Below are 22,353 nucleotides of genomic sequence, written 5' to 3'. Positions count from 1 at the left end.
GTTCAAAAGTCCCATGTGGATCACTCCGTTGCCCCCGCCGCTCACCGCTCTGGGGGAAGGTTCACATGGCTCAATTCTCAGTGGAAATTATACGCCTACCCGGCTCAGTTCTGGGTGGAAATCAACAACCGCCTATATTCGCGAATTCGGTCGCGCCAAAGGTTTCCCGGCCGATTTCTCCGGCCCCCTTGCCAAGCCGCAACGCATGGCAGTCTTGACTGCGGGCAGCGTCCTTGCAGCGCTTTATACCGCTGAATTGACGCTGACTGTCACGCTATGGATCATCGTCATCGGCACCGCCGTCACGTTCATTCGCCGCTCCCGGACGCTCATCGGAAGGCTGAACTCCCGCTGAAAGAATTGGGAGGCCAAAGCCCCCCAATTCATCTGTCCGCAAGTATCCCAAGGGTGTGCGGTGGGTAGAACCCCCTGCCTCAATGTGGTGGTCACGCCAGCATCACCATCGGGTTTTCCAGTGCCTCGATCACCGCCTTCAGAAACTCGGCGCCCAAGGCACCGTCGATCACTCGGTGATCCACCGACAGCGTCATCGACATGACCGTCGCCACCCCGATGGTCCCGTCCGCCATCACCACCGGCTTCTTCACTCCCGCGCCCACCGCCAGGATCGAGCCATGCGGCGGGTTGATGACCGCGTCGAAGTTCTCGATCCCCATCATCCCGAGGTTCGAGATCGCGAAGCTGCCACCCTGATACTCATGCGGAGCCAGCTTCTTCGTCTTCGCCCGTGACGCCAGATCCTTCATCTCGGCCGACAGTGCGCTCAACGGCTTCTTCTCCGCATCGCGCAGGACTGGCGTGAAGAGCCCCCCATCCACCGCCACAGCTACCGCGACGTCAGAAGGCTTCAGCCGCAGGATCCGGTCTCCGGCCCAGACCGCATTGGCCGCCGGCACCGCCTGCAGCGCCATCGCACAGGCCTTGATAATGAAGTCATTGACCGACAGCTTCACGCCGCGCCCTTCGAGCTGCCGGTTCAGCTGTTCGCGGAAGGCCATCAGCGCATCAAGCCGCACCTCGCGCCGCAGATAGAAATGCGGGATGGTCTGCTTGGCCTCGGTCAGCCGCGCCGCAATGGTCCGGCGCATGCCATCCAGCGGCACTTCCTCGTAAACGCGGTCGGCATACATCTTCAGCACCGTCTCGGTCGCCGGACCGGTCGGCATCGCCGTGGCAGCTGGGGCCGCTGCCGGGGCAGGGGCCGCCTTGGGCGCTTCCGCAACCGGAGCCGCCGCTGGCGTCACCGCGCCCGGCTGCACCCCCTCGACATCCGCGCGGACGATCCGGCCATGCGGGCCCGATCCCCTGACAGTCGTCAGGTCGATCCCCTTCTCCTTCGCGATTCGTCGCGCCAGCGGCGACGCGAAGACGCGCGCCCCGTTCGCGGCAACCGGGGCCGCCGGGGCAGGGGATGCCGCCGCAGCGGGCGCCGCAACCGGCCGCTCATCGCTCGCCCTCGCCTCGCTCTTCGCGGGCGCCGCCGATGCAGGCCCCGCCGCGGCCGAGGTGGCATCCTCGCCCTCGTCCAGCAGCAGCGCGATGGGCGTGTTGACCTTCACCCCGGCGGTCCCTTCGGCCACCAGGATCCTGCCGATAACACCCTCGTCGACGGCCTCGAACTCCATCGTGGCCTTGTCGGTCTCGATCTCGGCCAGGATCTGGCCGGACTTCACCGTGTCACCTTCCTTCACCAGCCATTTCGCCAGCGTGCCCTCCTCCATGGTCGGAGACAGGGCCGGCATCAGAATTTCGGTCGCCATGGCCTCACCTCACCGGTAGCAGACGGATTTTACCGCGGCGACAACCTCCGCCGGGGTGATCAGCGCGAACCTCTCCAGGTTCGCGGCATAGGGCATCGGCACGTCCTTCCCCGTGCAGGTCACGACCGGCGCGTCCAGATAATCAAACGCCCGCTGCATGATCGTGCTGGCGAGATGGTCGCCGATCGACCCCACCGGGAAGCCTTCCTCGACCGTGACGCAGCGGTTGGTCTTCATCACAGATGCCAGCACCGTGTCATAGTCGATGGGCCGCAGGGTGCGCAGGTTCACCACCTCGGCGCTGATGCCGTCCTTCGCCAGCTCCTCCGCTGCCGACATGGCGTGGCTGCACCCGATCCCGAACGAGACAACCGTCACGTCCGACCCCGGCCGCAGGATCGAGGCCTTGCCGAAGGGAATGGTGAAATCGCCCTCGGCCGGCACCTCGAAGGACCGCCCGTAAAGGATCTCGTTTTCCAGGAAGACCACCGGGTTCGGGTCTCGGATCGCGGTCTTCAAGAGCCCCTTCGCATCCGCCGCCGTGTAGGGCATGCAGACCTTCAGCCCCGGGATTGCCGCATACCAGGCCGCGAAGTCCTGGCTGTGCTGTGCCGCCACCCGCGCCGCCGCCCCGTTCGGGCCGCGGAAAACGATGGGGCTGCCCATCTGCCCGCCCGACATGTAGAGGGTCTTGGCCGCCGAGTTGATGATGTGGTCTATCGCCTGCATCGAGAAGTTGAACGTCATGAACTCGACGATCGGCTTCAGTCCGCCCCAGGCGGCACCCACGCCGATCCCGGCAAAGCCCATCTCGGTGATCGGCGTATCGACCACCCTGCGCGCGCCGAACTCGTCCAGCAGGCCCTGGGAAATCTTGTAGGCGCCCTGATATTCGCCCACTTCCTCGCCCATAAGGAAGACGGTCGGATCGGCGCGCATCTCCTCGGCCATAGCCTCGCGCAGCGCCTCGCGCACCGTCATGGTCTTCGTCGGCGTGCCTTCGGGCAGGTCGGAATGCGGCCAACCCGCTGCGGCAACTGGCGCAGGTCGGGCTTCAGCCCTAACCTCCACCAAGGTGGGAGGCGCTGCCACCTGGGCAGTCGCCACCGAAGACGCCGCTGCCGGGGCTGGGGTCGTATCACCGACGCTTTCGCCCTCGTCCATCAGCACCGCGATCGGCGTGTTCACCTTCACGCCCGCCGTCCCTTCGGGAACCAGGATCTTCCCCAGGATTCCCTCATCGACCGCCTCGAACTCCATCGTCGCCTTGTCGGTCTCGATCTCGGCGATGATCTGGCCGGACTTCACCCGGTCGCCTTCCTTGACCAGCCATTTCGCCAGCGTGCCTTCCTCCATGGTCGGGGACAGCGCGGGCATCAGAACTTCAGTGGCCATTACGTCTCCTCCCTCAGGCGTAAATGTCGGTCCAGAGCTCGTCCAGCGGTGGCTCGGGGCTTTCCTTGGCGAATTCCGCACTTTCGTTCACGATCGCCTTGATCTCACGGTCGATGGCCTTCAGCTCCTCGTCCGACGCCAGCCCGCCCTGCGTCAGCAGATCGCGGACATGCTCGATGCAGTCCTTTTCGGTCTTGATCTTCTCGACCTCCTCTCGTGTGCGATACTTGGCCGGGTCCGACATGGAATGGCCCCGGTAACGGTAGGTCATCATCTCCAGGATGTATGGCCCGTTCCCCGCCCGGCAGTGCGCTACAGCCTTCTCACCCGCAGCCTTCACCGCCAGCACGTCCATTCCGTCCACCTGCTCGCCCGGGATGCCGTAGGCCAGACCCCGGCCATACAGGGTCGTGGACTTGGTGGACCGCTTGACGCTGGTGCCCATCGCATACTGGTTGTTCTCGATCACGAATACCACCGGCAGCGCCCAAAGCTCGGCCATGTTGTAGGTCTCGTAGACCTGGCCCTGGTTGGCCGCGCCGTCGCCAAAATAGGTGAAGGTCACATTGTCATTGCCCAGATACTTGTCAGCGAACGCAAGACCCGCGCCCAACGGCACCTGTGCGCCGACAATTCCATGCCCACCGTAGAAATGTTTCTCTTTCGAGAACATGTGCATCGAGCCGCCCTTGCCCTTGGAATAGCCGCCGATGCGGCCGGTAAGTTCGGCCATCACGCCCTTCGGATCCATCCCGCAGGCCAGCATGTGGCCGTGGTCGCGATAGCTGGTGATCCGCTTGTCGCCGGGCTTCGCGGCCGCCTCCAGGCCCACGACCACCGCCTCCTGCCCGATATAGAGATGGCAGAACCCGCCGATCAGCCCCATGCCGTAAAGTTGGCCCGCCTTCTCCTCGAACCGCCGGATCAGCAGCATCTCGCGGTAATATTTCAGAAGTTCTTCCTTCGAGACATTCGGTCTCGTCTCCGGCTTTTTCGCCATCGGGCTCCTCCCATGGGTCGCGGAATGGTTTAGCGTTAAACCATCCATACACCATCGATGATTATTGGGCCAACGGAAATTTGCCCGGCGCCATGCTTGCAGGTCATGCCCCCATGCAGCACGCGAAACCCGGCTGCATACCCGGGCGTGAGCCGCCTCGTCGCATCAGGGGAACTGCTTCCCCTCGCTTCCAGGTACAGGGCAGGCGCAAGGTGGCAACTGACTGCTCCGCCCCGGATGGTGACCAGAGGCACGTCAGCGGATGGCGATCTCGTCGGCCCGCATGTAGCCCAGGACATCGCGGGTCTGCTGATCCAGCAGGTCGAGGTCCAGATAGTCGTCCGACAGCCGACGGGTCAGGTTCTGCATCTCGGCAAGTTCGGCGGCAAGACGGTCACGCTCTTCGGTCAGATCGGCGGCTTCGGCATTGATGGCGATGCGGGCGAACATCCCGTAGTCGCCCTGCACCGCCGCGAAAGTGAAATACACGCCCAGTCCGAAGGCCAGGATCAGATAGATCACCCCACCAAAACCGCGGCGAACACCTGCCGACGCCATGCCCTAGCCCCTAAACCCCCTCATCCGTCGGGGGCATTAGAAAAAGCATGGCATATCAGGATCGGCTTGTGAATCCCGAAAATATGCTTGGGGCAACGGCTTGGCCGCCGTCTCAGGTTATCGAGGCAGCGTAGATGCTGTCGATCGCTTCTTTCAGGGCCGCGTCGAATTCCGCGTCTGTCTGCCGGGCCGACAGGCCTTCGCTCAGCGCGCGGCTGAAGCTGGCGATGATCCCGTGGTTCTGCGCCAGGATCCGGTTCGCCTCGTCCCGGCTGTAGCCGCCCGACAGGGCCACCACCTTCAGCACCTTGGGATGCTTCACCAGCGGCTGATAGAAATCCGGCACCGTGGGCAGGGACAGCTTCAGCATCACCTGGCCCTCGTAGCCCTCCAGCGCCTTCAGGATCTCCTCCTGCAGGATCGCCTCGGCCTCGGCCTTGTCGGGGATCGAGATCGTGACCTCCGGCTCCAGGATCGGCATCAGCCCGTGGGCGGCCACCTGGCGGCCGATCTCGAACTGCTGGGCGACGATGGCGGCGATGCCCTTGCGGTTGGCCGCATTGATGACCGAGCGTTCCTTGGTCCCGAAGATCCCCGCCTTCGCCGCCCGTTCAAGCAGCGCGTCGAGGCCCGGGATCGGCTTCATCAGCTGCACCCCGTCGGCTTCCGCTTCCAGCCCCTTGTCGATCTTCAGGAAGGGAACGATGCCGCGCTTCTCCCACAGGTAGGTCGCGGTGGGGATGCCGTCGATGGTGCGGTCCATGGTCTGCTCGAACAGGATCGCGCCCAGCACCTTGTCGCCGCTGAAGGCGGGGGACTTGATGATCCGCGTCCGCATCGCGTGGATCAGGTCGAACATCTGCGCCTCGCCGGAATAGTCGGTTTTCGGAATTCCATACAGCTTCAGCGCCTTGGGCGTGGATCCGCCCGACTGGTCCAGCGCGGCGATGAAGCCCCGCCCGTTCCGCACCTTCTCCAGCATCTTCGTGTTCATCATGGTCCTCTCCCGCAACATCCCTGTGGCATAGCCCCCGGGGGCCGCCCGCTCAACCCATCAGCGCCTTCACACCTGGCAGTTCCTTGCCTTCCATCCATTCCAGGAAGGCCCCGCCTGCGGTCGAGATGAAGGTGAAATCCCCCGCGACGCCCGCCGCGTTCAGCGCCGCAACCGTGTCGCCGCCGCCCGCGACCGAAATCAGCCTGCCCGCCTTCGTCAGCCGCGCCGCCGCCTGCGCGGCCGCATTGGTCGCTGCATCGAAGGGCTTGATCTCGAACGCGCCGAGTGGCCCGTTCCAGATCAGCGTCCTTGCCCCGGCAAAGACCGCCTCCAGCGCCGCGACCGTCTTCGGCCCCGCATCCAGGATCATCGCATCCGGTGGGCACATCTGGACATCGACCACCTGGCTCTCGGCCCCGGCCTTGAACTCGCGCGCCACCACCACATCGACCGGCAGATGGATCTGGCAACCCGCATTCTGCGCCCGGTGCCGGATCTCGCGCGCAGTTTCGGCCATCTCGCGTTCGGCCAGCGACCGGCCGACCTCGATCCCCTCGGCCACAAGGAAGGTGTTCGCCATGCCCCCGCCGATCACCAGGTGATCGACCTTGGTCACCAGGTTCGCCAGAAGATCGATCTTGGTCGAGACCTTCGCGCCCCCCACCACCGCGACCAGCGGCCGCTCGGGAGACCCCAGCGCCGCCTCCAGCGCCCTCAGCTCCGCCTCCATCAGCCGCCCCGCCGCCGCCGGCAACAGCCGCGCCAGCCCCTCGGTCGAGGCATGCGCCCGGTGCGCAGCAGAAAATGCGTCGTTCACATAGACCTGGCCCAGCTTGGCCATCTCGGCGGCAAGCGCGGGATCGTTCTTCTCCTCGCCGGGGTGAAAGCGGGTGTTCTCCAGCAGCACCACCTCGCCCGGCCCGGCCTTGGCGATGGCCTCGGCGGCAGGTGCCCCCACGCAGTCGGTGCCGAAGACCACCTTCCGCCCCAGCGAGCCGGCCAGGGCATCGACGACATGGGAAAGGCTCATCTCGGGCACGACCTTGCCCTTGGGCCGGTCGAAATGCGCCAGCAGCACAACCTTGCCGCCCTTGGCGATGATGTCGTCCACCGTGGGCCTGATCTTGTCGATCCGGGTCATGTCGGTGACACGGCCGGCTTCCATCGGCACGTTGATGTCCACCCGCACCAGCACCACCTTGCCGGCCAGGTCCATCTCGTCCAGCGTTTTCCAGGGCATCGCATCATCCTCCTTGAAAGCCTGCCAGCACATGCCGCCCTTATCACGCGCGCGTCAACAGGTTGCGACGCTTTGTGCTTTCCTTGGCCGGATGCCGCCGCTACGGTCGCGCCCGACCGCAAACCCGAAGGAGACCCCGATGCCCGACATCAAGGACCCTGAAAACACCATCATCATGACCCTGAAGGACGGCGAGGTGGTGATCGAGCTGCTGCCCGACGTCGCGCCCAAGCACACCGAGCGGATGAAGCAGCTTGCCCGCGACAAGGCCTATGACAACGTGGCCTTCCACCGGGTGATCGACGGCTTCATGGCCCAGACCGGCGATGTGGAACATGGCAACATGGCCAGCCCGAACTACAACCCTCGCCGGTCGGGCACGGGCGGGTCGCAATATCCCGACCTGCCGGCGGAATTCTCGAAACTGCCACATGACCGGGGCACGCTGGGCGCCGCGCGGTCGCAGAACCCGAACTCGGCCAACAGCCAGTTCTTCATCAACTTCCGCGACAATCATTTCCTGAATGGCCAATATACCGTCTATGGCCGCGTGATCTCGGGGATGGAGCATGTGGACAAGATCACGCGCGGCGAGCCGCCGGCCAACCCGGACCGGATGATCTCGGTCCGCGTGGCGGCCGACGTTCTGTGACGGCAGTTCCGGCGTGACCGGCTGGTCGTGGGGCAGGCCATCGTGCCTTGCCCCGCCCACCCCTGGCGGGATGCGGCAGGCCTGCCGGACAGCCCCCGCGGATGTGATGCCTCCCCGGTTGACGCAGGGGCCAAGGCCATGGACAAGGCCTCCGAACCAACATCTCGAAAGGACATCTCATGCTGCGCAGACTTGTCGTCGCCCTGACGCTTGCGGCGACGCCCTTGCTTGCCCAGGACTCTGACGGCCCCGGCCCGAACCTCGTGATCGAGATCGCCGGTCAGGCCAACGGCACCGTGGTCATCGACCTTCTGCCCGATGTGGCGCCGAAACACGTGGCGCAAGTCGTCGCGCTGGCGAAAGAGGGCGCCTATGACAACGTGGTGTTCCACCGCGTCATCGACGGCTTCATGGCGCAGACGGGCGACGTGCAATACGGCAAGGCCGGGGGCGACCTTTCCATGGCCGGCATGGGCGGCTCTGCCATGCCCGACATCCCGGCAGAGTTCACCAACGCGCTGTCCTTCCAGCGGGGAATGGTCGGCATGGCGCGGGCGCAGGATCCGAACTCGGCCAACAGCCAGTTCTTCATCATGTTCGATGACGGCAGCTTTCTTGACGGGCAGTATACGATCTTCGGCCGGGTGATTTCCGGTATGGAGGTCGTGGACGCAATCAAGCGGGGCGAGGGGCGGAACGGCGAAGTTACCGCCCCCGCCGATGTCATGGTGAAGGTCACCGTCCAGGAATGAGACCTGCGCGGGGTGGGCGCATGACCCACCCCAATTGCTAGCTCATCACCACCAATGCGTGGCGTTTCTTGCCTGCGCTCAGCTTCATCGGCTCGATCAGATGGCTCGCGCCGAAGCGCAGGCCCGGGTCGGTGATCAGCTCGTCGTTCACCCGCGCGCCCCCTTCCGCGATCAGACGCTTGGCCTCCTTGCCGCTGGATGCCAGGCCCGCACGCACCAGAAGCTGCACAATGCCCACACCTTCGGCCAGCTCTTCGGGTTCCAGAGCCACGGTGGGCAGGTCGTCGCCGATTCCGCCCTTTTCGAACACTTCGCGTGCCGTTGCCTCGGCCGCCGCCGCTGCCTCGGCCCCGTGCAGAAGGGTCGTGGCATGGTTCGCAAGAACAACCTTTGCCTGATTGATCTCGGCCCCGCTCAACGCGCCCAGGCGGTCGCATTCCTCGACCGGCAGTTCGGTGAAGATCTTCAGGAACCGGCCCACATCGGCGTCGGTCGTGTTGCGCCAGAACTGCCAGAACTCGTAGGGGCTCAGCATGTCGCCGTTCAGCCAGACCGCGCCCTGCGCCGATTTGCCCATCTTGCGCCCGTCGCTGGTGGTCAGCAGCGGCGTGGTCAGCCCATAGATCTCCTTGTCCACCACGCGGCGGGTCAGGTCGATCCCGTTGATGATGTTGCCCCACTGGTCCGACCCGCCCATCTGCAACAGGCAGCCGTAGCGCCGGTAGAGTTCCAGGAAATCATAGGCCTGCAGGATCATGTAGTTGAATTCCAGGAACGACAGCGACTGTTCGCGGTCCAGCCGGGACTTCACGCTCTCGAAGGACAGCATCCGGTTCACGCTGAAATGCCGCCCGATGTCGCGCAGGAAATCCAGGTAGTTCAGATTGTCCAGCCATTCGGCATTGTTCAACATGATGGCGTCGGTCGGGCCCTCGCCATAGGTCAGATAGTTTGCAAAGACCTTCTTCAGCCCGGCGATGTTGGCGTCGATCGCCTCGGGCGTCAGCAACGGCCGCTCCTCCGACCGGAACGAGGGGTCGCCCACCTTGGTCGTGCCCCCGCCCATCAGCGTGATCGGCTTGTGGCCCGTCTTCTGCAACCAGCGCAGCACCATGATGTTCATCAGATGCCCAACATGCAGGCTGGGCGCGGTCGCGTCATAGCCGATGTAGGCCGGCACCACACCCTTCAACAATGCCTCGTCAAGCGCCTGATAGTCCGTGCAATCGGCAACAAAGCCGCGCTCGAACATCACGCGCATGAAGTCAGATTTCGGATGGTAGTGCATGGGTGCCTCGGTCTAGGATGCGCGCGGTATATCTTTGGCGGGAGCCTAAGGGAAGATGCGCAAGGAAGGGGCCCTGTGGGCGCTGGGCGCGATGTCCGGCACCTCGCTCGATGGTGTCGATGCCGCCATGATCAGGACAGACGGGATCACGATCGAGAGCTTCGGCCCCTCGGCCTTCCGCCCTTACAGCGCGAAGGAACAGGCCACGATCCGTGCCGCCCTGGGGCGCTGGCCTGGTGAGCCGGGCGTCGCCGAGGCGGCCCGTGTTGTCGAGGATGCGCATGTCGAGCTTCTGGCCCGGTTCACCGGGGCGGAACTGGTGGGCTTCCACGGCCAGACCCTGGCACATGACCCGGCCGGGCGCGGTACGCACCAGTGCGGGGACGGCGCCCTTCTGGCGCAGGTTCTGGACCTGCCGATCGTCTGGGATTTCCGCAGTGCCGATGTCACCATGGGCGGGCAGGGCGCGCCGCTTGCGCCTTTCTATCATTTCGCCCTCGCCCGCCATCTGGGCCTGACCGAGCCGGTGGCCTTCCTGAACCTTGGCGGGGTGGGCAACTTGACCTGCGTGAACCCCACCGCCGATAGGCCGGAAACGCCGGGCGCGCTGCTGGCGTTCGATACCGGGCCGGCAAATGCGCCACTGAACGACCTGATGCTGGCTAGAACCGGCCAGCCGGTTGACCGTGACGGCGCGCTTGCGGCTCGGGGCCGGGTTGACGAAGATTTTGTCGCCAGGGTTCTGTCGGACCCATGGTTCGATCTGCCCCCGCCCAAGTCGCTGGATCGCAACGATTTCCAGAGTATGGTCGAGGCACTTGACGACCTTGGTGACGCCGATGCCGCCGCCACGCTGACAGCGGTGGCAGCTGCGGGCGTCGGTGCGGGCCTTCTGCACCTTCCCGCGCCGGTCAGCCGCATCCTGGTGACCGGCGGAGGGCGGCGCAACCCGGTGATGATGGCCGAGTTGCGCCGCCGTCTGCCATGCCCTGTCCAGCCTGTCGAGGATCTGGGTCTCGACGGTGACATGCTGGAAGCACAGGCCTTTGCCTTTCTGGCCGTGCGGGTGCTGCGCAAGATGGCCACGTCGGGCCCCGACACGACGGGCGCACCGGCCCTGGTCGGTGGCGGCCAGATCAGCCGCCCCGAGGGCTAGGCCCCTGCCTCGGCGACCCTGCGCCGGTGTGGCCATCCGGCTCTTGGGCAGCTGTCCCTGATCGTTCCTGGAACGGCCTGCCGAAGCTCAGCGAAGGCGTGCCCTCAGGACCGGCAGCGAATAGAGGGCAAGCGCGCTCCAGATCATTCCAAAGGCCAGCAGCTTCATGCCGCTGAACGGTTCGTCGAAGATGAACACCGCTGTCAGGAAGATCAGCGTGGGGGCGATGTATTGCATCACCGCAATTGTCGAAAGCCGCAGCCGTTTCGCCCCGTTGGCATAGATCATCAGCGGGCCCGCGGTGACGATCCCGCAGCCAAGAAGCAGTGCGTCGTCCCAGGCCACCCCTTGCAGGAAATGCCCGCCCCCCGTTGCGGAAAGCCAGATCATGTAGCCCAGCGCTACGGGCAGCAGGATCAGTACCTCCAGGGCGAACCCTTGGTTCGGTCCGATCGGCAGCCATTTCTTCAGGAAGGCGTAGAAGCCCCATGTGACCGTCAGCCCCAGTGCGACCAGCGGCAGGCGCCCTGCGTCCCACGTCAGGATTGCCACGGCAACGGCAGCCAGGCCAATGGCCACACCCTGCATCCGCCCGATACGCTCGCGCAGAAGTGCCGCGCCCAGGAAGATGGAAAACAGCGGGTTGATGTAATAACCCAGTGCCGCATCCAGCGCATGGCCGGATCCAATGGCCCAGACATAGATCCCCCAGTTCACGCTGATCAGCGCAGCCGTCATTGCGCCCATGCCCAGCATCCGGGGGCTGCGCAGCGCGGCCGTCAGATCGGCCGTCCGCCGAAGCCAGAGCAAGACCGCCATTGCCACCGGCACCGACCAGATGACCCGGTGGGCGATCACCTCGACCGGCGGGACATGCGCAAGCGCCTTCATGTACAGCGGCAGGAAGCCCCACAGCAGATAGGCCGTCAGCGCGAACAGAAAGCCCGACAGGCTGTCCTCGTTCCTTGCAGTCAGGGCAGGGGTATCGACCATGGGCTTCCCCTACCCAATGCGCCCGCCGGCCACCATGACAATCTTGTGCCCGGAACAATGCGCCAGACAGGTCTTGTCTCAGATCTGGCGCGGCAGCGTCCAGCCTGGCGGGGCAAGCTCGAACCCATCGAAACGGAAGCCGGGCGATACCGTGCAGCTGACAAGGGTCCATTCCCCCGTGGACCGTGCGGCCTGCCACCAGCCTGCCGGCACCACCGTCTGCACGACCTCGCGCCCCAGGATGTCCGGGCCCAGCCGCACATCGGCTGCGGCTGTCACGCCCAGCGACAGGACCAGCGGGGCACCTGCGTGCCACAGCCAGATTTCGTCCGCATCAACGCGATGCCAATGGCTTCGCTCTCCGGCGCGCAGCAGGAACAGGATCGCGGTTCCGCTGGCCCGGCCACCGATGTCCGGTCCGGCCCAGGTCTGTCGATACCAGCCCCCCTCCGGGTGAGGTTCCAGTTCGAGCTTGCGGATGATGTCTTCTGCGCTCATGCCTGTCTCCATTCGCCGGGGGCCAGCCCCTCCAGCGTCCAGTCCCCGACCCGCCAGCGGATCAGCCGCAGGCAGGGCAACCCCACAGCCGCGCACATGCGCCGCACCTGCCGGTTGCGCCCCTCGCGGATCGTCAGCTCGATCCAGCTGTCCGGCACGGTCTTGCGCACCCGGATCGGCGGCGTCCGGGGCCAGAGCCAGCCCGGCTGCCCCACCGCACGGGCCTTTGCGGGCAGGGTCGGGCCATCGTTCAACTCCACACCCCGCCGCAAACGCTCCAGCGCTGCCTCGGTCACCAGCCCCTCGACCTGCGCGAAATAGGTCTTTTCCAGCTTGAACCGCGGGTCCGCGATCCGCGCCTGCAACCGGCCATCGTCGGTCAGCACCACCAGCCCCTCGCTGTCGCGGTCCAGCCGCCCGGCCGGATAGACCCCTTTGACCGGCACGAAATGGGCCAGCGTCGCGCGCCCCTCGCCGTCGGTGAACTGGCAAAGGACGTCATACGGTTTGTTCAGAAGGATAACCCGCGCCATGTCTTTGCCATAACCCGCCGCAGGCACAGCTAAAAGCCGTCAGGGCCGGTCGGCAAGCCCGAGTATCAGCGACAGCGCGGCTGCTCCGGCGAACAGGGGCCAGGCCCAGCCGGGTCCCCCGGCCCGCCAGGCCAGCGTGCCAAGCAGGAAAAGGCCTGCCTTGAGTGCAAGAAGTGCCCCGGGATCAAGGCGGCGGGGCGAGGCAGGGGCCGCCCATAGACCCCAGACCACCGTCACGCCCGCAATGGCCATTGCGGCAATCAGCCATCCCGCCGGCCCGCTCTCGAAGGTCAGGTAGGTTGCACGACCGACCCCGGCCAGCAGCGCCATCTCGACCGCAAAGGCCAGTGCGCCGTTGACCAGGGTCAGCACGCGGTCAACCCTTCAGGATCGACCGCCCGGCATACTCTGCCGTCTCGCCCAGCATCTCTTCGATACGGATCAGCTGATTGTATTTCGCCAGCCGGTCAGACCGCGAAAGCGAGCCGGTCTTGATCTGCCCGCAGTTCGTGGCCACGGCGAGGTCGGCGATGGTGCTGTCCTCTGTCTCGCCTGACCGGTGGCTCATGACGTTCGTATACCGCGCGCGGTGCGCCATCTCGACGGCATGCAATGTTTCGGTCAGGGTGCCGATCTGGTTGACCTTGACCAGCATCGAGTTCGCTACCCCTTCGGCAATCCCGCGCGACAGGCGCTTGGGGTTGGTCACGAACAGATCGTCGCCCACCAGCTGCAGCTTGTGGCCGAGCTTGTCGGTCAGAAGCTTCCATCCTTCCCAGTCGTCCTCGGCGCAGCCGTCCTCGATCGAAACGATCGGATAATCCGCCGCCAGCCTGGCCAGCCATTCGACATTCTCTTCCGGGCTCAGCGACAGGCCCTCGCCCTTCATCTCGTACTTGCCGCCCCGGAAGTATTCCGTCGAGGCGCAGTCGAGCGCGAGGTAGATGTCCTCGCCAGGTTTGTAGCCTGCCTTTTCTATGGATTTCAGAATGAAATCAAGCGCATCTCGGGCCGAATTCAGATTCGGCGCGAAGCCGCCCTCGTCGCCGACATTGGTATTATGCCCGGCCGCCGACAGTTCTTTCTTCAGCGTGTGGAACACCTCGGACCCCATCCGCACCGCCTCGCGGATGTCCTGGGCACCGACCGGCATGATCATGAATTCCTGGATGTCGATCGGGTTGTCGGCGTGTTCGCCGCCGTTGATGATGTTCATCATCGGCACCGGCAGCACCCGGGCGCTGGTCCCGCCCACATAGCGATACAGGGGCTGCGAGGTATATTCCGCCGCTGCCTTCGCCACCGCAAGGCTGACCCCCAGGATCGCATTTGCGCCGAGCCGCGACTTGTTCGGCGTGCCGTCCATCTCGATCATCGTGCGGTCGATGCCGACCTGCTCGGTCGCGTCGAAACCGACGATCTCTTCGGCGATCTCGCCGTTCACCGCGGCGACGGCCTCCAGAACGCCCTTGCCCTTGTAGCGCTTGGCGTCACCATCGCGCTTCTCGTTGGCCTCATGCGCGCCGGTCGAGGCGCCCGAGGGCACCGCCGCGCGGCCCATGCTGCCGTCTTCCAGCGTTACGTCCACCTCGATCGTGGGGTTGCCGCGGCTGTCCAGGATTTCGCGGGCGTGAATGTCGATGATCGTGCTCATGGGCGGTTTCCTCAAGGCCGAAGGGTGCTCTCCCGGCCCCTTTACCCCGGCTCAGGCGACGAGGGAAGCGCGTTTGAGCCGCCGTTCGCGGGCGAAGGCGTAAAGCCCCGAAGCGACGATCAGACCCGCGCCGGCAAGGGTCGGGCCGTCGGGGCGTTCAGCCAGGAACGCCACCCCGAGGCTCATCGAAAAGACCAGACGACTGTAACGGAACGGTGCCACGACCGCGACTTCGCCCGTGCGCGTGGCCGCCGTCACCGCCCAGTAGCCCGCGGTGCCGAAGACGACAGCCCCCAGCAGGATGATCGTCTCGGGTCCGGAAACCGCCTTTGCCTGGCCGCTGGCCAGCATCATCCCGATGCCGAGCAGCGTCACCGACAGAAGCCCCCAGGCCGAGACCTGCGCCGTCGTGACCGAGGCCGGAATAGCGCGCGCTGCAAGGTCGCGCAGCACGATCCCGGCGACCGAGATCAGGACCAGAAGCGTTTCCACCCGGAAGCCATCGCTGCCAGGGCGGATCACCAGCAGAACCCCTGCGAAGCCCGCCAGAATCGCCGTCCAGCGCCGCCAGCCAACCCGCTCTGCGAAGACCAGGGCAGCGCCCATGGTGACGGCCAGCGGAAGCGCCTGCAACACTGCGGCAACGGTGCCAAGCGGCACTGCGGCAAGGGCGGCGACGTAACTTGCCGCAGCGATCATTTCTCCGGCATTTCTTGCAAAGACAGCGGGATGAAGCGCTTCCTTCACCCAGATTCCCCGCCCTTGCCTGCGCGCCATGACCCAGAACACCGGCGCGCCAAGGGCACCTGAAATCAGGACGATCTGACCGACGGGCAGGCCAGTGGCAGCAAGTTTCAGGAACAGGTCCTCGACCGCAAACAGCGCCATCTCGGCCAGCATCAGAAGGATGCCTGTCAGGTTATCGCTTCGGGGTTCGCTGCGGGCCATCGGGCCGTTCTATGCCCGCCGCGGAGCGAAGGAAAGCGTCTGCACCTCGATCAAGGTGGCTGATCCCGCCACGCTTGGGCATCGCGGCCTTGTTCCCGCCGCGCAGGCCATGCACAAGTGCCGGGCGGCAAGGAGCAAGAGCATGCAGCGCAAGGATCGGCTTGATGCCTTCGGCGGATCAGTCCTTTTGGGGGTGACGCTGCTTCTGGCCTTCAACCAGGTAATCGTGAAGCAGGTGAACCAGGGCTTGCAGCCTGTGTTCTTCGCGGGTCTGCGGTCAGCGCTGGCAGTGCTGTTCGTCTGGGCCTTGCTGCTTTTCCGGCACCGTCCACCGCGACTGAGGCGCAGCGCCCTTGGCCCGGGCCTGCTGATGGGCGCCGTCTTCGCAGCCGAGTTCTTTTGCCTTTTCATGGCGCTCGACCTGACGACGGTGGGGCGCACCTCGGTCATCTTCTATTCCATGCCGGTCTGGTTCGCGATCATCGCGCATTTCGGTCTTGGCGAACGGATCACGCCGATCCGGGCGCTTGGGCTTGCAATGGCCTTCACCGGGGCGGCCTGGGCGATCCTGGCTGGCAGTGCTTCGGGCGAAGGCAGTCTGATCGGCGACCTTTTCGCCCTGGGCGGTTCCTGGGGCTGGGCGGGGACCGCCTTCATCGCGCGCCGCCCGGTGATGCGGGACGAGGGGCCCAAGATGCAGCTGTTCTGGATGGTCCTTGTCTCTGGACCGATTCTTCTGCTGGCGGCGCCGGCGTTCGGCCCGCTGATCCGCGATCTGCAACCGGCCCATCTGTTCTGGCTGGTGTTCCAGGCGTCGGTCGTGGTGGCCGGGGGCTTCGTCACATGGCTCTGGCTTCTGTCGGTTTATCCGGCCTCGACCGTGGCCTCGTTCTCGTTCCTGACCCCGATCCTGGCCATTCTGCTGGGTGCCTTGATCTTCGGCGAATCCGTCACCTTGCCGATTCTCGGCGCGGCCTGTCTGGTCGCGGCCGGAATCGTGCTGATCAATCGGCCGGCGCGCCCGGCGCTCTGAAGGCCTGTGCAGAATCGCCCGGCGCCGAATTGGCGTGGGCCCTCCGGCTGCAAGGCGGCCGGTCAAGCGCGCTGCATTTCTGCGAAATCGGGGACACTTCACAAACTGCTCGAACCTTGTCCCCAAACCTGTCCACAGGGGGGCGTCTGCTGCACCGCTGACAGGGTGGTGTGGCAGCCCAACGTCAAGGGAGAAAATTTCGATGAAGGCAAAATTTTCCCGTTGATCGACTGTCATGATTACGACAGTTTGATAAAGCGGCAGGGGAAACCACAAAATCTAGTGCCGCAGTGGACAGGCAGATTGACCCAGTAGAAAGGGCATCCGGAACGGATGCGCCCCTCCCGCCGGTGCAGGCCGGCAGGATGGCGGGTTGTTGTCTTTCGCTGCAACCGGATCGGCACCCCGCGCAAGATTGCAGCATTCATCGGCCTTATTGGCCGCAAGAACGGGAGTTCAGGGGCATGAAGATCGAGCGGCACTTCACCACCGAGGCCACCGGCGCCTATGGGGCCATGGCCTTCACGACCACCGTTTCGGAAATCCGCAACCCCGACGGGAAGGTTGTCTTCCGCAACGACGCGGTGGAAGTCCCCGAAGGCTGGAGCCAGGTCGCCAGCGACGTTCTGGCACAGAAGTATTTCCGCAAGGCAGGTGTGCCGGCGGCGCTGAAGAAGGTCAGGGAAAAGGGCGTGCCCGAGTTCCTGTGGCGCTCGGTCGCAGACGAGGAGGCCTTGGCCAGCCTGCCCGAGGACCAGCGCTACACTGGCGAGACCTCGGCCAAGCAGGTCTTTGACCGTCTGGCAGGCGCCTGGGCCTACTGGGGCTGGAAGGGCGGCTATTTCACCACCGAGGCCGACGCCCGTGCCTATTATGACGAGATGCGCTTCATGCTGGCCCGCCAGATGGCCGCGCCGAACTCGCCGCAGTGGTTCAACACCGGCCTGCACTGGGCCTACGGCATCGACGGCCCCGGCCAGGGCCATTTCTACGTGGACTACAGGACCGGCAAGCTGACCCAGTCCGACAGCGCCTACGAACATCCACAACCCCATGCGTGCTTCATCCAGTCGGTGAAGGACGACCTTGTGAACGAAGGCGGCATCATGGACCTCTGGGTGCGCGAGGCGCGGCTGTTCAAGTATGGCTCGGGCACCGGCACCAACTTCTCCAGCCTTCGGGGCGAGGGCGAGAAGCTTTCGGGAGGCGGCAAGTCCTCGGGCCTGATGGGCTTCCTCAAGATCGGCGACCGCGCGGCGGGGGCGATCAAGTCGGGCGGCACCACGCGCCGCGCGGCCAAGATGGTGATCGTGGACATGGATCACCCCGACATCGAGGAATTCATCAACTGGAAGGTGATCGAGGAACAGAAGGTCGCCTCTTTGGTGGCCGGATCCAAGATGCACGAGGCGCGGCTGAACGACATCTTCGCCGCGATCCGCCAGTGGGACGGCGCGGAAGGGGATGCCACCGATCCGGCGAAGAACGCCGCTCTGAAGGCTGCGATCAAGGCAGCCAAGAAGGCGATGATCCCCGACACCTATACCAACCGCGTGCTGCAATACGCGCGGCAGGGCTTCACTTCGATCGAATTCCCGACCTACGACACCGACTGGGATTCCGAGGCTTACATCTCGGTCTCGGGCCAGAACTCCAACAACTCGGTCCGCGTCACCGACGCCTTTCTGCGCGCGGTGAAGGAGGATCTGCCCTGGGAGCTGATCCGCCGCACCGACGGCAAGGTGGCCAAGACCGTCTCGGCACGCGATCTGTGGGACCAGATCGGCCATGCCGCCTGGGCCTGCGCCGACCCCGGCATCCAGTTCCACGACACCGTCAACGCCTGGCACACCTGCCCCGAGGACGGGCCGATCCGGGGCTCGAACCCGTGCTCGGAATACATGTTCCTCGACGACACCGCCTGCAATCTGGCGTCGATGAACCTGCTGACCTTCTACAAGGACGGCCGCTTCGACGCCCAGGCCTATGTGCATGCCACCCGCCTGTGGACGGTCACGCTGGAAATCAGCGTTATGATGGCGCAGTTCCCTTCGAAGGAAATCGCCCAGCTCTCCTATGATTTCCGCACCCTTGGCCTGGGTTATGCCAACATCGGCGGCCTTCTGATGAACATGGGCCTCGGCTATGACTCGGACGAAGGCCGCGCCCTTTGCGGTGCGCTGACCGCGATCATGACGGGCATCTCCTATGCCACCAGCGCCGAGATGGCAAAGGAACTGGGGCCGTTCGCGGGCTATGAGCGGAACAAGCAGCACATGCTGCGCGTCATCCGCAACCACCGCGCCGCGGCCCATGCGACCGGCCAGTATGAAGGGCTGAACGTCCCGGCTGTCCCGCTGGATCATGCGAACTGCCCCGACCAAAGCCTTGTTACCCTTGCCAAATCCGCGTGGGATGAGGCGCTGCGCCTGGGCGAGGCCTACGGTTACCGTAACGCCCAGACCACGGTGATCGCGCCCACCGGCACCATTGGCCTCGTCATGGACTGCGACACCACCGGCATCGAGCCCGACTTCGCCCTGGTGAAGTTCAAGAAGCTTGCCGGCGGCGGCTATTTCAAGATCATCAACCAGTCGGTCCCTGCCGCGCTGGAGGCCCTCGGCTATTCCACGTCGCAAGCCGCCGAGATCGTCGCCTATGCCGTCGGCCACGGCTCGCTCGGCCAGGCCCCGGCGATCAACCACACCGCGCTGATCGGCCACGGCTTTGGCCCGCGCGAGATCGAGAAGATCGAGGCTGCGCTGCCTTCGGCCTTCGACATACGCTTTGTCTTCAACCAGTGGACGCTGGGCGAGGACTTCTGCAAGGGCACTCTCGGCATCCCCGCCGAAAAACTTGCCGATCCGACCTTCGACCTGCTGCGTCACCTCGGCTTCACCAGGGCGCAGATCGAGGCCGCCAACGATCATGTCTGCGGCACCATGACACTGGAAGGCGCTCCGCACCTCAAGCCCGAACACTACAAGGTCTTCGACTGCGCCAATCCCTGCGGCAAGAAGGGCACCCGCTATCTGTCGGTGGAAAGCCACATCCGCATGATGGCTGCCGCCCAGTCCTTCATCTCGGGCGCGATCTCCAAGACGATCAACATGCCGAACTCCGCCACCATCGCTGATGTGCTGGCAGCCTACGAACTGTCGCATTCGCTGGGTATCAAGGCCAATGCGCTTTACCGCGACGGCTCCAAGCTCAGCCAGCCGCTCGCCTCTGCGCTGATCGAGGACGACGACGAGGCCGAAGAGCTGCTCGCCTCGGGCACGGTCACCGAAAAGGCCCAGGTCGTGGCCGAGAAGATCGTCGAGAAGGTGATCGTCAAGGAGATCGTCCGCAGCCACCGCGAGAAGCTGCCGGAACGCCGCAAGGGCTATACCCAGAAGGCGATCGTGGGCGGGCACAAGGTCTATCTGCGCACCGGCGAATATGCCGATGGCAGCTTGGGCGAGATCTTCATCGACATGCACAAGGAAGGCGCGGGCTTCCGGGCGATGATGAACAACTTCGCCATCGCGGTCTCGGTCGGCCTGCAATACGGCGTGCCGCTGGAGGAATTCGTCGAGGCCTTCACCTTCACCCGGTTCGAACCCGCCGGTATGGTCCAGGGGAACGACTCGATCAAGAACGCGACCTCGATCCTCGACTACATCTTCCGGGAACTGGCGATCAGCTATCTTGACCGCACCGACCTTGCCCATGTCGCGCCCAAGGGGGCGAGCTTCGATGACCTCGGCCGGGGCGACGAGGAAGGCAAGCGCAACTTCGCCGAACCCAGCGAGATCGCGGCCTCGAAATCGCTCGAGGTGCTGAAGCAGGTCGCCTCGACCGGCTACATGCGCAAGCGCCTGCCGCAGGAACTGGTGGTGTTGCGGGGCGGGCAGGGGGCCACCGGCTTCGGCGGGGGGCTGGCGACCGGCACCGACAGCGCCGCGCCCCTGACGGCGGTCCTGTCGGAGACAAGGGTCTCGGGCTTCTCGGAAACCACCAGCAGCTTTGCGATCAGCACGGCGGATGCGCGCACCAAGGCCAAGCTGCAGGGCTATACCGGTGACAGCTGCGGCGAATGCGGCAACTATACGCTGGTCCGCAACGGCACCTGCCTGAAGTGCAACAGCTGTGGCGCCACGACCGGGTGCAGCTGATGGGCAAGAAGCAGTTTCTCACCCTCAATGATGCCTTGAGTGTCGTTCGCACCGGCGCCGATGCGCATGCGCTCAGGCAGTTCAACTTCATGAACAAATCGCTACCTGCTTCGGTGGGTGACTTGCTGCGGGAACTCGGGTTTGGCTGCCGTTTTGAAGCTATGCCCCATGCCGTCTCTGGCAAACTCGTGCCCGATACCTGGGCCGAAAAAAGCTACGAGGTGGTTCTGAATAGCCGGCACCCGCGCTTGCGGCAGCGCTTCAGCGCTTTGCACGAAGTGGGCCACTATTACCTGCATGTCGACCCGTGCGATCCTCTTGCGCCCGTCAAGCATAGGGCGACTGGCGATACGTTGGACCAAGTATATGACCTTGCCGGGATGCTCGAAGAGAGCGAGGCAAATCAATGGGCCGACGCTGTCATTTTTGGCAACCAAGCTCTGGAGGGAGCCCTTGGGCTATACGGGAGGGATCTGGACGCGCTGTCTCGCCATTTCGCGTTCTCGAAAGAGGTTGTGGAGCGGGCGCTGAAGCGTCGCGGGCTCTGAGCCAGCTTCAGTAGACCTTTCCCTCCCCAAAGATCCCACGGGGGTCCGGGGGTGTGAAACCCCCGGTCCTCTACCAGCCATCCGGCGCAATGACTGAAAGCCTGGGACCTCCCTCCCCCCACGGTGGGGGAGGGATGGGGTGGGGGGATATGCCTTCCGGCCCGAAGGTTTGACCCCCGGCAGCCCAGCCGCTACCATCCCGGCATGAAGCCCGATCCTGCCCGCAAGATGACTCAGGCCCTCCGCGACACCGGCGTGCGCGTCACGCGCCAGCGCGAGGCATTGCTCAAGGTCCTGACCGAGGCCCAGGACCACCCCGACGCGGCCGAGTTGCACCGCAGGGCGCGGGAGTTAGACGACAGCCTGTCGCTGGCCACCGTCTATCGGACGCTCTCGGTGCTGGAGAGGGAAGGCGTGGTTCTGCGCCTTGCCCTGGAAAACGGGGGCGCGCGGTACGAGGTGGCGAACACCGCGCATCACGACCACATCATCGACCTCGACAGTGGCGAGATCATGGAGTTCCACTCCGAAAAGATCGAGCAGCTTCAACGCGAGATCGCCGCCGAGCTTGGCTACGAGATCGTCCATCACCGGATGGAACTTTACTGCCGGAAGAAGCCCTAGCCGGCAAAGCTGCCATAGCGGCCCTGGCTGAAGACCAGTGGCTTGCCCGCCCGCACCGCCATGCGCAGCACACGGCCCAGGATGATCGCATGATCCCCACCGTCATGAACGGCATGGCGCGCGCAGTCGAACCGGGCCAGCGCCCCGCTCAGCGCGGGCAGTCCTTCGGACGTCAGCGAATGGTCAAGCCCGGCGAACCCGGCACCGCCCCGGGCGAAGCGAGCCACCCAGTCGCGCTGCCCTGCCTCCAGCACATGGATCGCGAAATGCCGTGCCCCGGTGAAGATGGCAAACCGCGACGAGGCGCGGGCAGGGGACCACAGCACCAGTGGCGGGTCAAGCGACACCGACGAGAAGCTGTTGGCCACGAAGCCCACCGGCCCTTCGGGCCCCAGCGTCGTGACCAGCGTCACGCCGGTCGCAAAGCGCCCGAAGGCGTCGCGCAGCGCGCGCGGGTCGGAAGGGTCAAGCAGCAGTTCGGTCGAAGCTGTTCCGTCAGGCATGGCAGGTCCGTTCATGGGCCCTACCAGATATGCCGACGTCCGC

General features: G+C 65.0%; 21 protein-coding genes and 1 pseudogene. 8 read left to right on the top strand and 14 right to left on the bottom strand.

Features of this window, described 5'->3' with window-relative positions; all coding sequences use genetic code 11:
* Nucleotides 1-355, top strand: a pseudogene (locus tag EYB42_RS17275) (hypothetical protein); the annotation flags it as partial.
* A gap of 91 nt (nt 356-446) precedes the next feature.
* Here the strand turns inward: EYB42_RS17275 and EYB42_RS05095 are convergent.
* The 6 genes from EYB42_RS05095 to EYB42_RS05070 form a co-directional block, all read right to left on the bottom strand.
* A complete protein-coding gene (locus EYB42_RS05095; RefSeq protein WP_135448771.1) occupies nt 447-1,781 on the bottom strand; it encodes a pyruvate dehydrogenase complex dihydrolipoamide acetyltransferase in 1,335 nt (444 codons plus the stop codon).
* A gap of 9 nt (nt 1,782-1,790) precedes the next feature.
* A complete protein-coding gene (locus EYB42_RS05090) occupies nt 1,791-3,176 on the bottom strand; it encodes a pyruvate dehydrogenase complex E1 component subunit beta (RefSeq protein WP_135448770.1) in 1,386 nt (461 codons plus the stop codon).
* A gap of 13 nt (nt 3,177-3,189) precedes the next feature.
* Nucleotides 3,190-4,176: a pyruvate dehydrogenase (acetyl-transferring) E1 component subunit alpha gene (gene pdhA, locus EYB42_RS05085; protein ID WP_135448769.1), complete on the bottom strand. Its 987-nt coding sequence runs from the start codon at nt 4,174-4,176 to the stop codon at nt 3,190-3,192.
* A gap of 255 nt (nt 4,177-4,431) precedes the next feature.
* The gene (locus EYB42_RS05080) at nt 4,432-4,734 is read right to left on the bottom strand and encodes an FtsB family cell division protein (RefSeq protein ID WP_135448768.1); all 303 of its coding nucleotides are present in this window, start codon (nt 4,732-4,734) and stop codon (nt 4,432-4,434) included.
* A 112-nt stretch (nt 4,735-4,846) separates the two neighbouring features.
* On the bottom strand, nt 4,847-5,731 hold the full coding sequence (locus EYB42_RS05075) for a fructose bisphosphate aldolase (protein WP_135448767.1): 885 nt from the start codon (nt 5,729-5,731) through the stop codon (nt 4,847-4,849).
* Between the two features lie 49 nt (nt 5,732-5,780).
* Nucleotides 5,781-6,971, bottom strand: a complete 1,191-nt coding sequence (locus EYB42_RS05070) for a phosphoglycerate kinase (RefSeq protein ID WP_135448766.1) — start codon at nt 6,969-6,971, stop codon at nt 5,781-5,783.
* A 139-nt stretch (nt 6,972-7,110) separates the two neighbouring features.
* Between EYB42_RS05070 and EYB42_RS05065 the strand changes: the two genes are divergently transcribed.
* On the top strand, nt 7,111-7,623 hold the full coding sequence (locus tag EYB42_RS05065) for a peptidylprolyl isomerase (RefSeq protein ID WP_135448765.1): 513 nt from the start codon (nt 7,111-7,113) through the stop codon (nt 7,621-7,623).
* A gap of 179 nt (nt 7,624-7,802) precedes the next feature.
* Entirely contained in the window at nt 7,803-8,375 is a 573-nt protein-coding gene (locus tag EYB42_RS05060) for a peptidylprolyl isomerase (RefSeq protein WP_135448764.1), read from the top strand.
* A 37-nt stretch (nt 8,376-8,412) separates the two neighbouring features.
* Here EYB42_RS05060 and tyrS read toward each other — a convergent pair whose 3' ends face one another.
* A complete protein-coding gene (gene tyrS, locus EYB42_RS05055; protein ID WP_135448763.1) occupies nt 8,413-9,663 on the bottom strand; it encodes a tyrosine--tRNA ligase in 1,251 nt (416 codons plus the stop codon).
* A gap of 55 nt (nt 9,664-9,718) precedes the next feature.
* On the opposite strand from tyrS, the gene EYB42_RS05050 reads away from it, so the two are divergent.
* Nucleotides 9,719-10,819: an anhydro-N-acetylmuramic acid kinase gene (locus EYB42_RS05050; protein ID WP_135448762.1), complete on the top strand. Its 1,101-nt coding sequence runs from the start codon at nt 9,719-9,721 to the stop codon at nt 10,817-10,819.
* Between the two features lie 87 nt (nt 10,820-10,906).
* Here the strand turns inward: EYB42_RS05050 and rarD are convergent, their stop codons facing one another.
* The 6 genes from rarD to EYB42_RS05020 all read right to left on the bottom strand — a co-directional run bounded on the left by rarD (nt 10,907) and on the right by EYB42_RS05020 (nt 15,445).
* Nucleotides 10,907-11,812: an EamA family transporter RarD gene (gene rarD, locus EYB42_RS05045; RefSeq protein WP_135448761.1), complete on the bottom strand. Its 906-nt coding sequence runs from the start codon at nt 11,810-11,812 to the stop codon at nt 10,907-10,909.
* A 78-nt stretch (nt 11,813-11,890) separates the two neighbouring features.
* Entirely contained in the window at nt 11,891-12,310 is a 420-nt protein-coding gene (locus EYB42_RS05040; protein ID WP_135448760.1) for a cupin domain-containing protein, read from the bottom strand.
* Nucleotides 12,307-12,843: an rRNA large subunit pseudouridine synthase E gene (locus EYB42_RS05035; RefSeq protein ID WP_135448759.1), complete on the bottom strand. Its 537-nt coding sequence runs from the start codon at nt 12,841-12,843 to the stop codon at nt 12,307-12,309. Before EYB42_RS05035 ends, EYB42_RS05040 begins: the two co-directional genes overlap by 4 nt.
* A 39-nt stretch (nt 12,844-12,882) precedes the next feature.
* Entirely contained in the window at nt 12,883-13,215 is a 333-nt protein-coding gene (locus EYB42_RS05030) for a YrdB family protein (protein ID WP_135448758.1), read from the bottom strand.
* A 4-nt stretch (nt 13,216-13,219) separates the two neighbouring features.
* On the bottom strand, nt 13,220-14,497 hold the full coding sequence (eno, locus tag EYB42_RS05025; RefSeq protein ID WP_135448757.1) for a phosphopyruvate hydratase: 1,278 nt from the start codon (nt 14,495-14,497) through the stop codon (nt 13,220-13,222).
* A 51-nt stretch (nt 14,498-14,548) separates the two neighbouring features.
* Nucleotides 14,549-15,445 carry a DMT family transporter gene (locus EYB42_RS05020; RefSeq protein ID WP_135448756.1) on the bottom strand — a complete coding sequence of 299 codons (897 nt, stop codon included), beginning with the start codon at nt 15,443-15,445 and terminating at the stop codon, nt 14,549-14,551.
* 142 nt (nt 15,446-15,587) lie between these two features.
* Between EYB42_RS05020 and EYB42_RS05015 the strand changes: the two genes are divergently transcribed.
* From EYB42_RS05015 to EYB42_RS05000, 4 genes are all read left to right on the top strand, one after another.
* Complete coding sequence (locus EYB42_RS05015) at nt 15,588-16,478, top strand: DMT family transporter (RefSeq protein ID WP_135448755.1); 891 nt, start codon at nt 15,588-15,590, stop codon at nt 16,476-16,478.
* A gap of 464 nt (nt 16,479-16,942) precedes the next feature.
* Entirely contained in the window at nt 16,943-20,635 is a 3,693-nt protein-coding gene (locus EYB42_RS05010; RefSeq protein WP_135448754.1) for a vitamin B12-dependent ribonucleotide reductase, read from the top strand.
* Complete coding sequence (locus tag EYB42_RS05005; RefSeq protein ID WP_167850928.1) at nt 20,635-21,183, top strand: ImmA/IrrE family metallo-endopeptidase; 549 nt, start codon at nt 20,635-20,637, stop codon at nt 21,181-21,183. The genes EYB42_RS05010 and EYB42_RS05005 overlap by 1 nt, the downstream gene beginning before the upstream one ends.
* A gap of 228 nt (nt 21,184-21,411) precedes the next feature.
* Entirely contained in the window at nt 21,412-21,807 is a 396-nt protein-coding gene (locus EYB42_RS05000) for a Fur family transcriptional regulator (RefSeq protein WP_240783975.1), read from the top strand.
* Here the strand turns inward: EYB42_RS05000 and EYB42_RS04995 are convergent.
* Nucleotides 21,804-22,325, bottom strand: coding sequence for a flavin reductase family protein (locus tag EYB42_RS04995; RefSeq protein ID WP_240783973.1), 522 nt, complete (start codon nt 22,323-22,325; stop codon nt 21,804-21,806). The two genes, EYB42_RS05000 and EYB42_RS04995, sit on opposite strands and share 4 nt — an antisense overlap.
* Nucleotides 22,326-22,353 lie beyond the last annotated feature (28 nt).

Origin of the sequence: Tabrizicola caldifontis (assembly GCF_004762095.1) — a bacterium.
Taxonomy (GTDB): Bacteria; Pseudomonadota; Alphaproteobacteria; order Rhodobacterales; family Rhodobacteraceae; genus Tabrizicola; species Tabrizicola caldifontis.
This window is presented reverse-complemented; position numbering and strand designations above follow the sequence as displayed.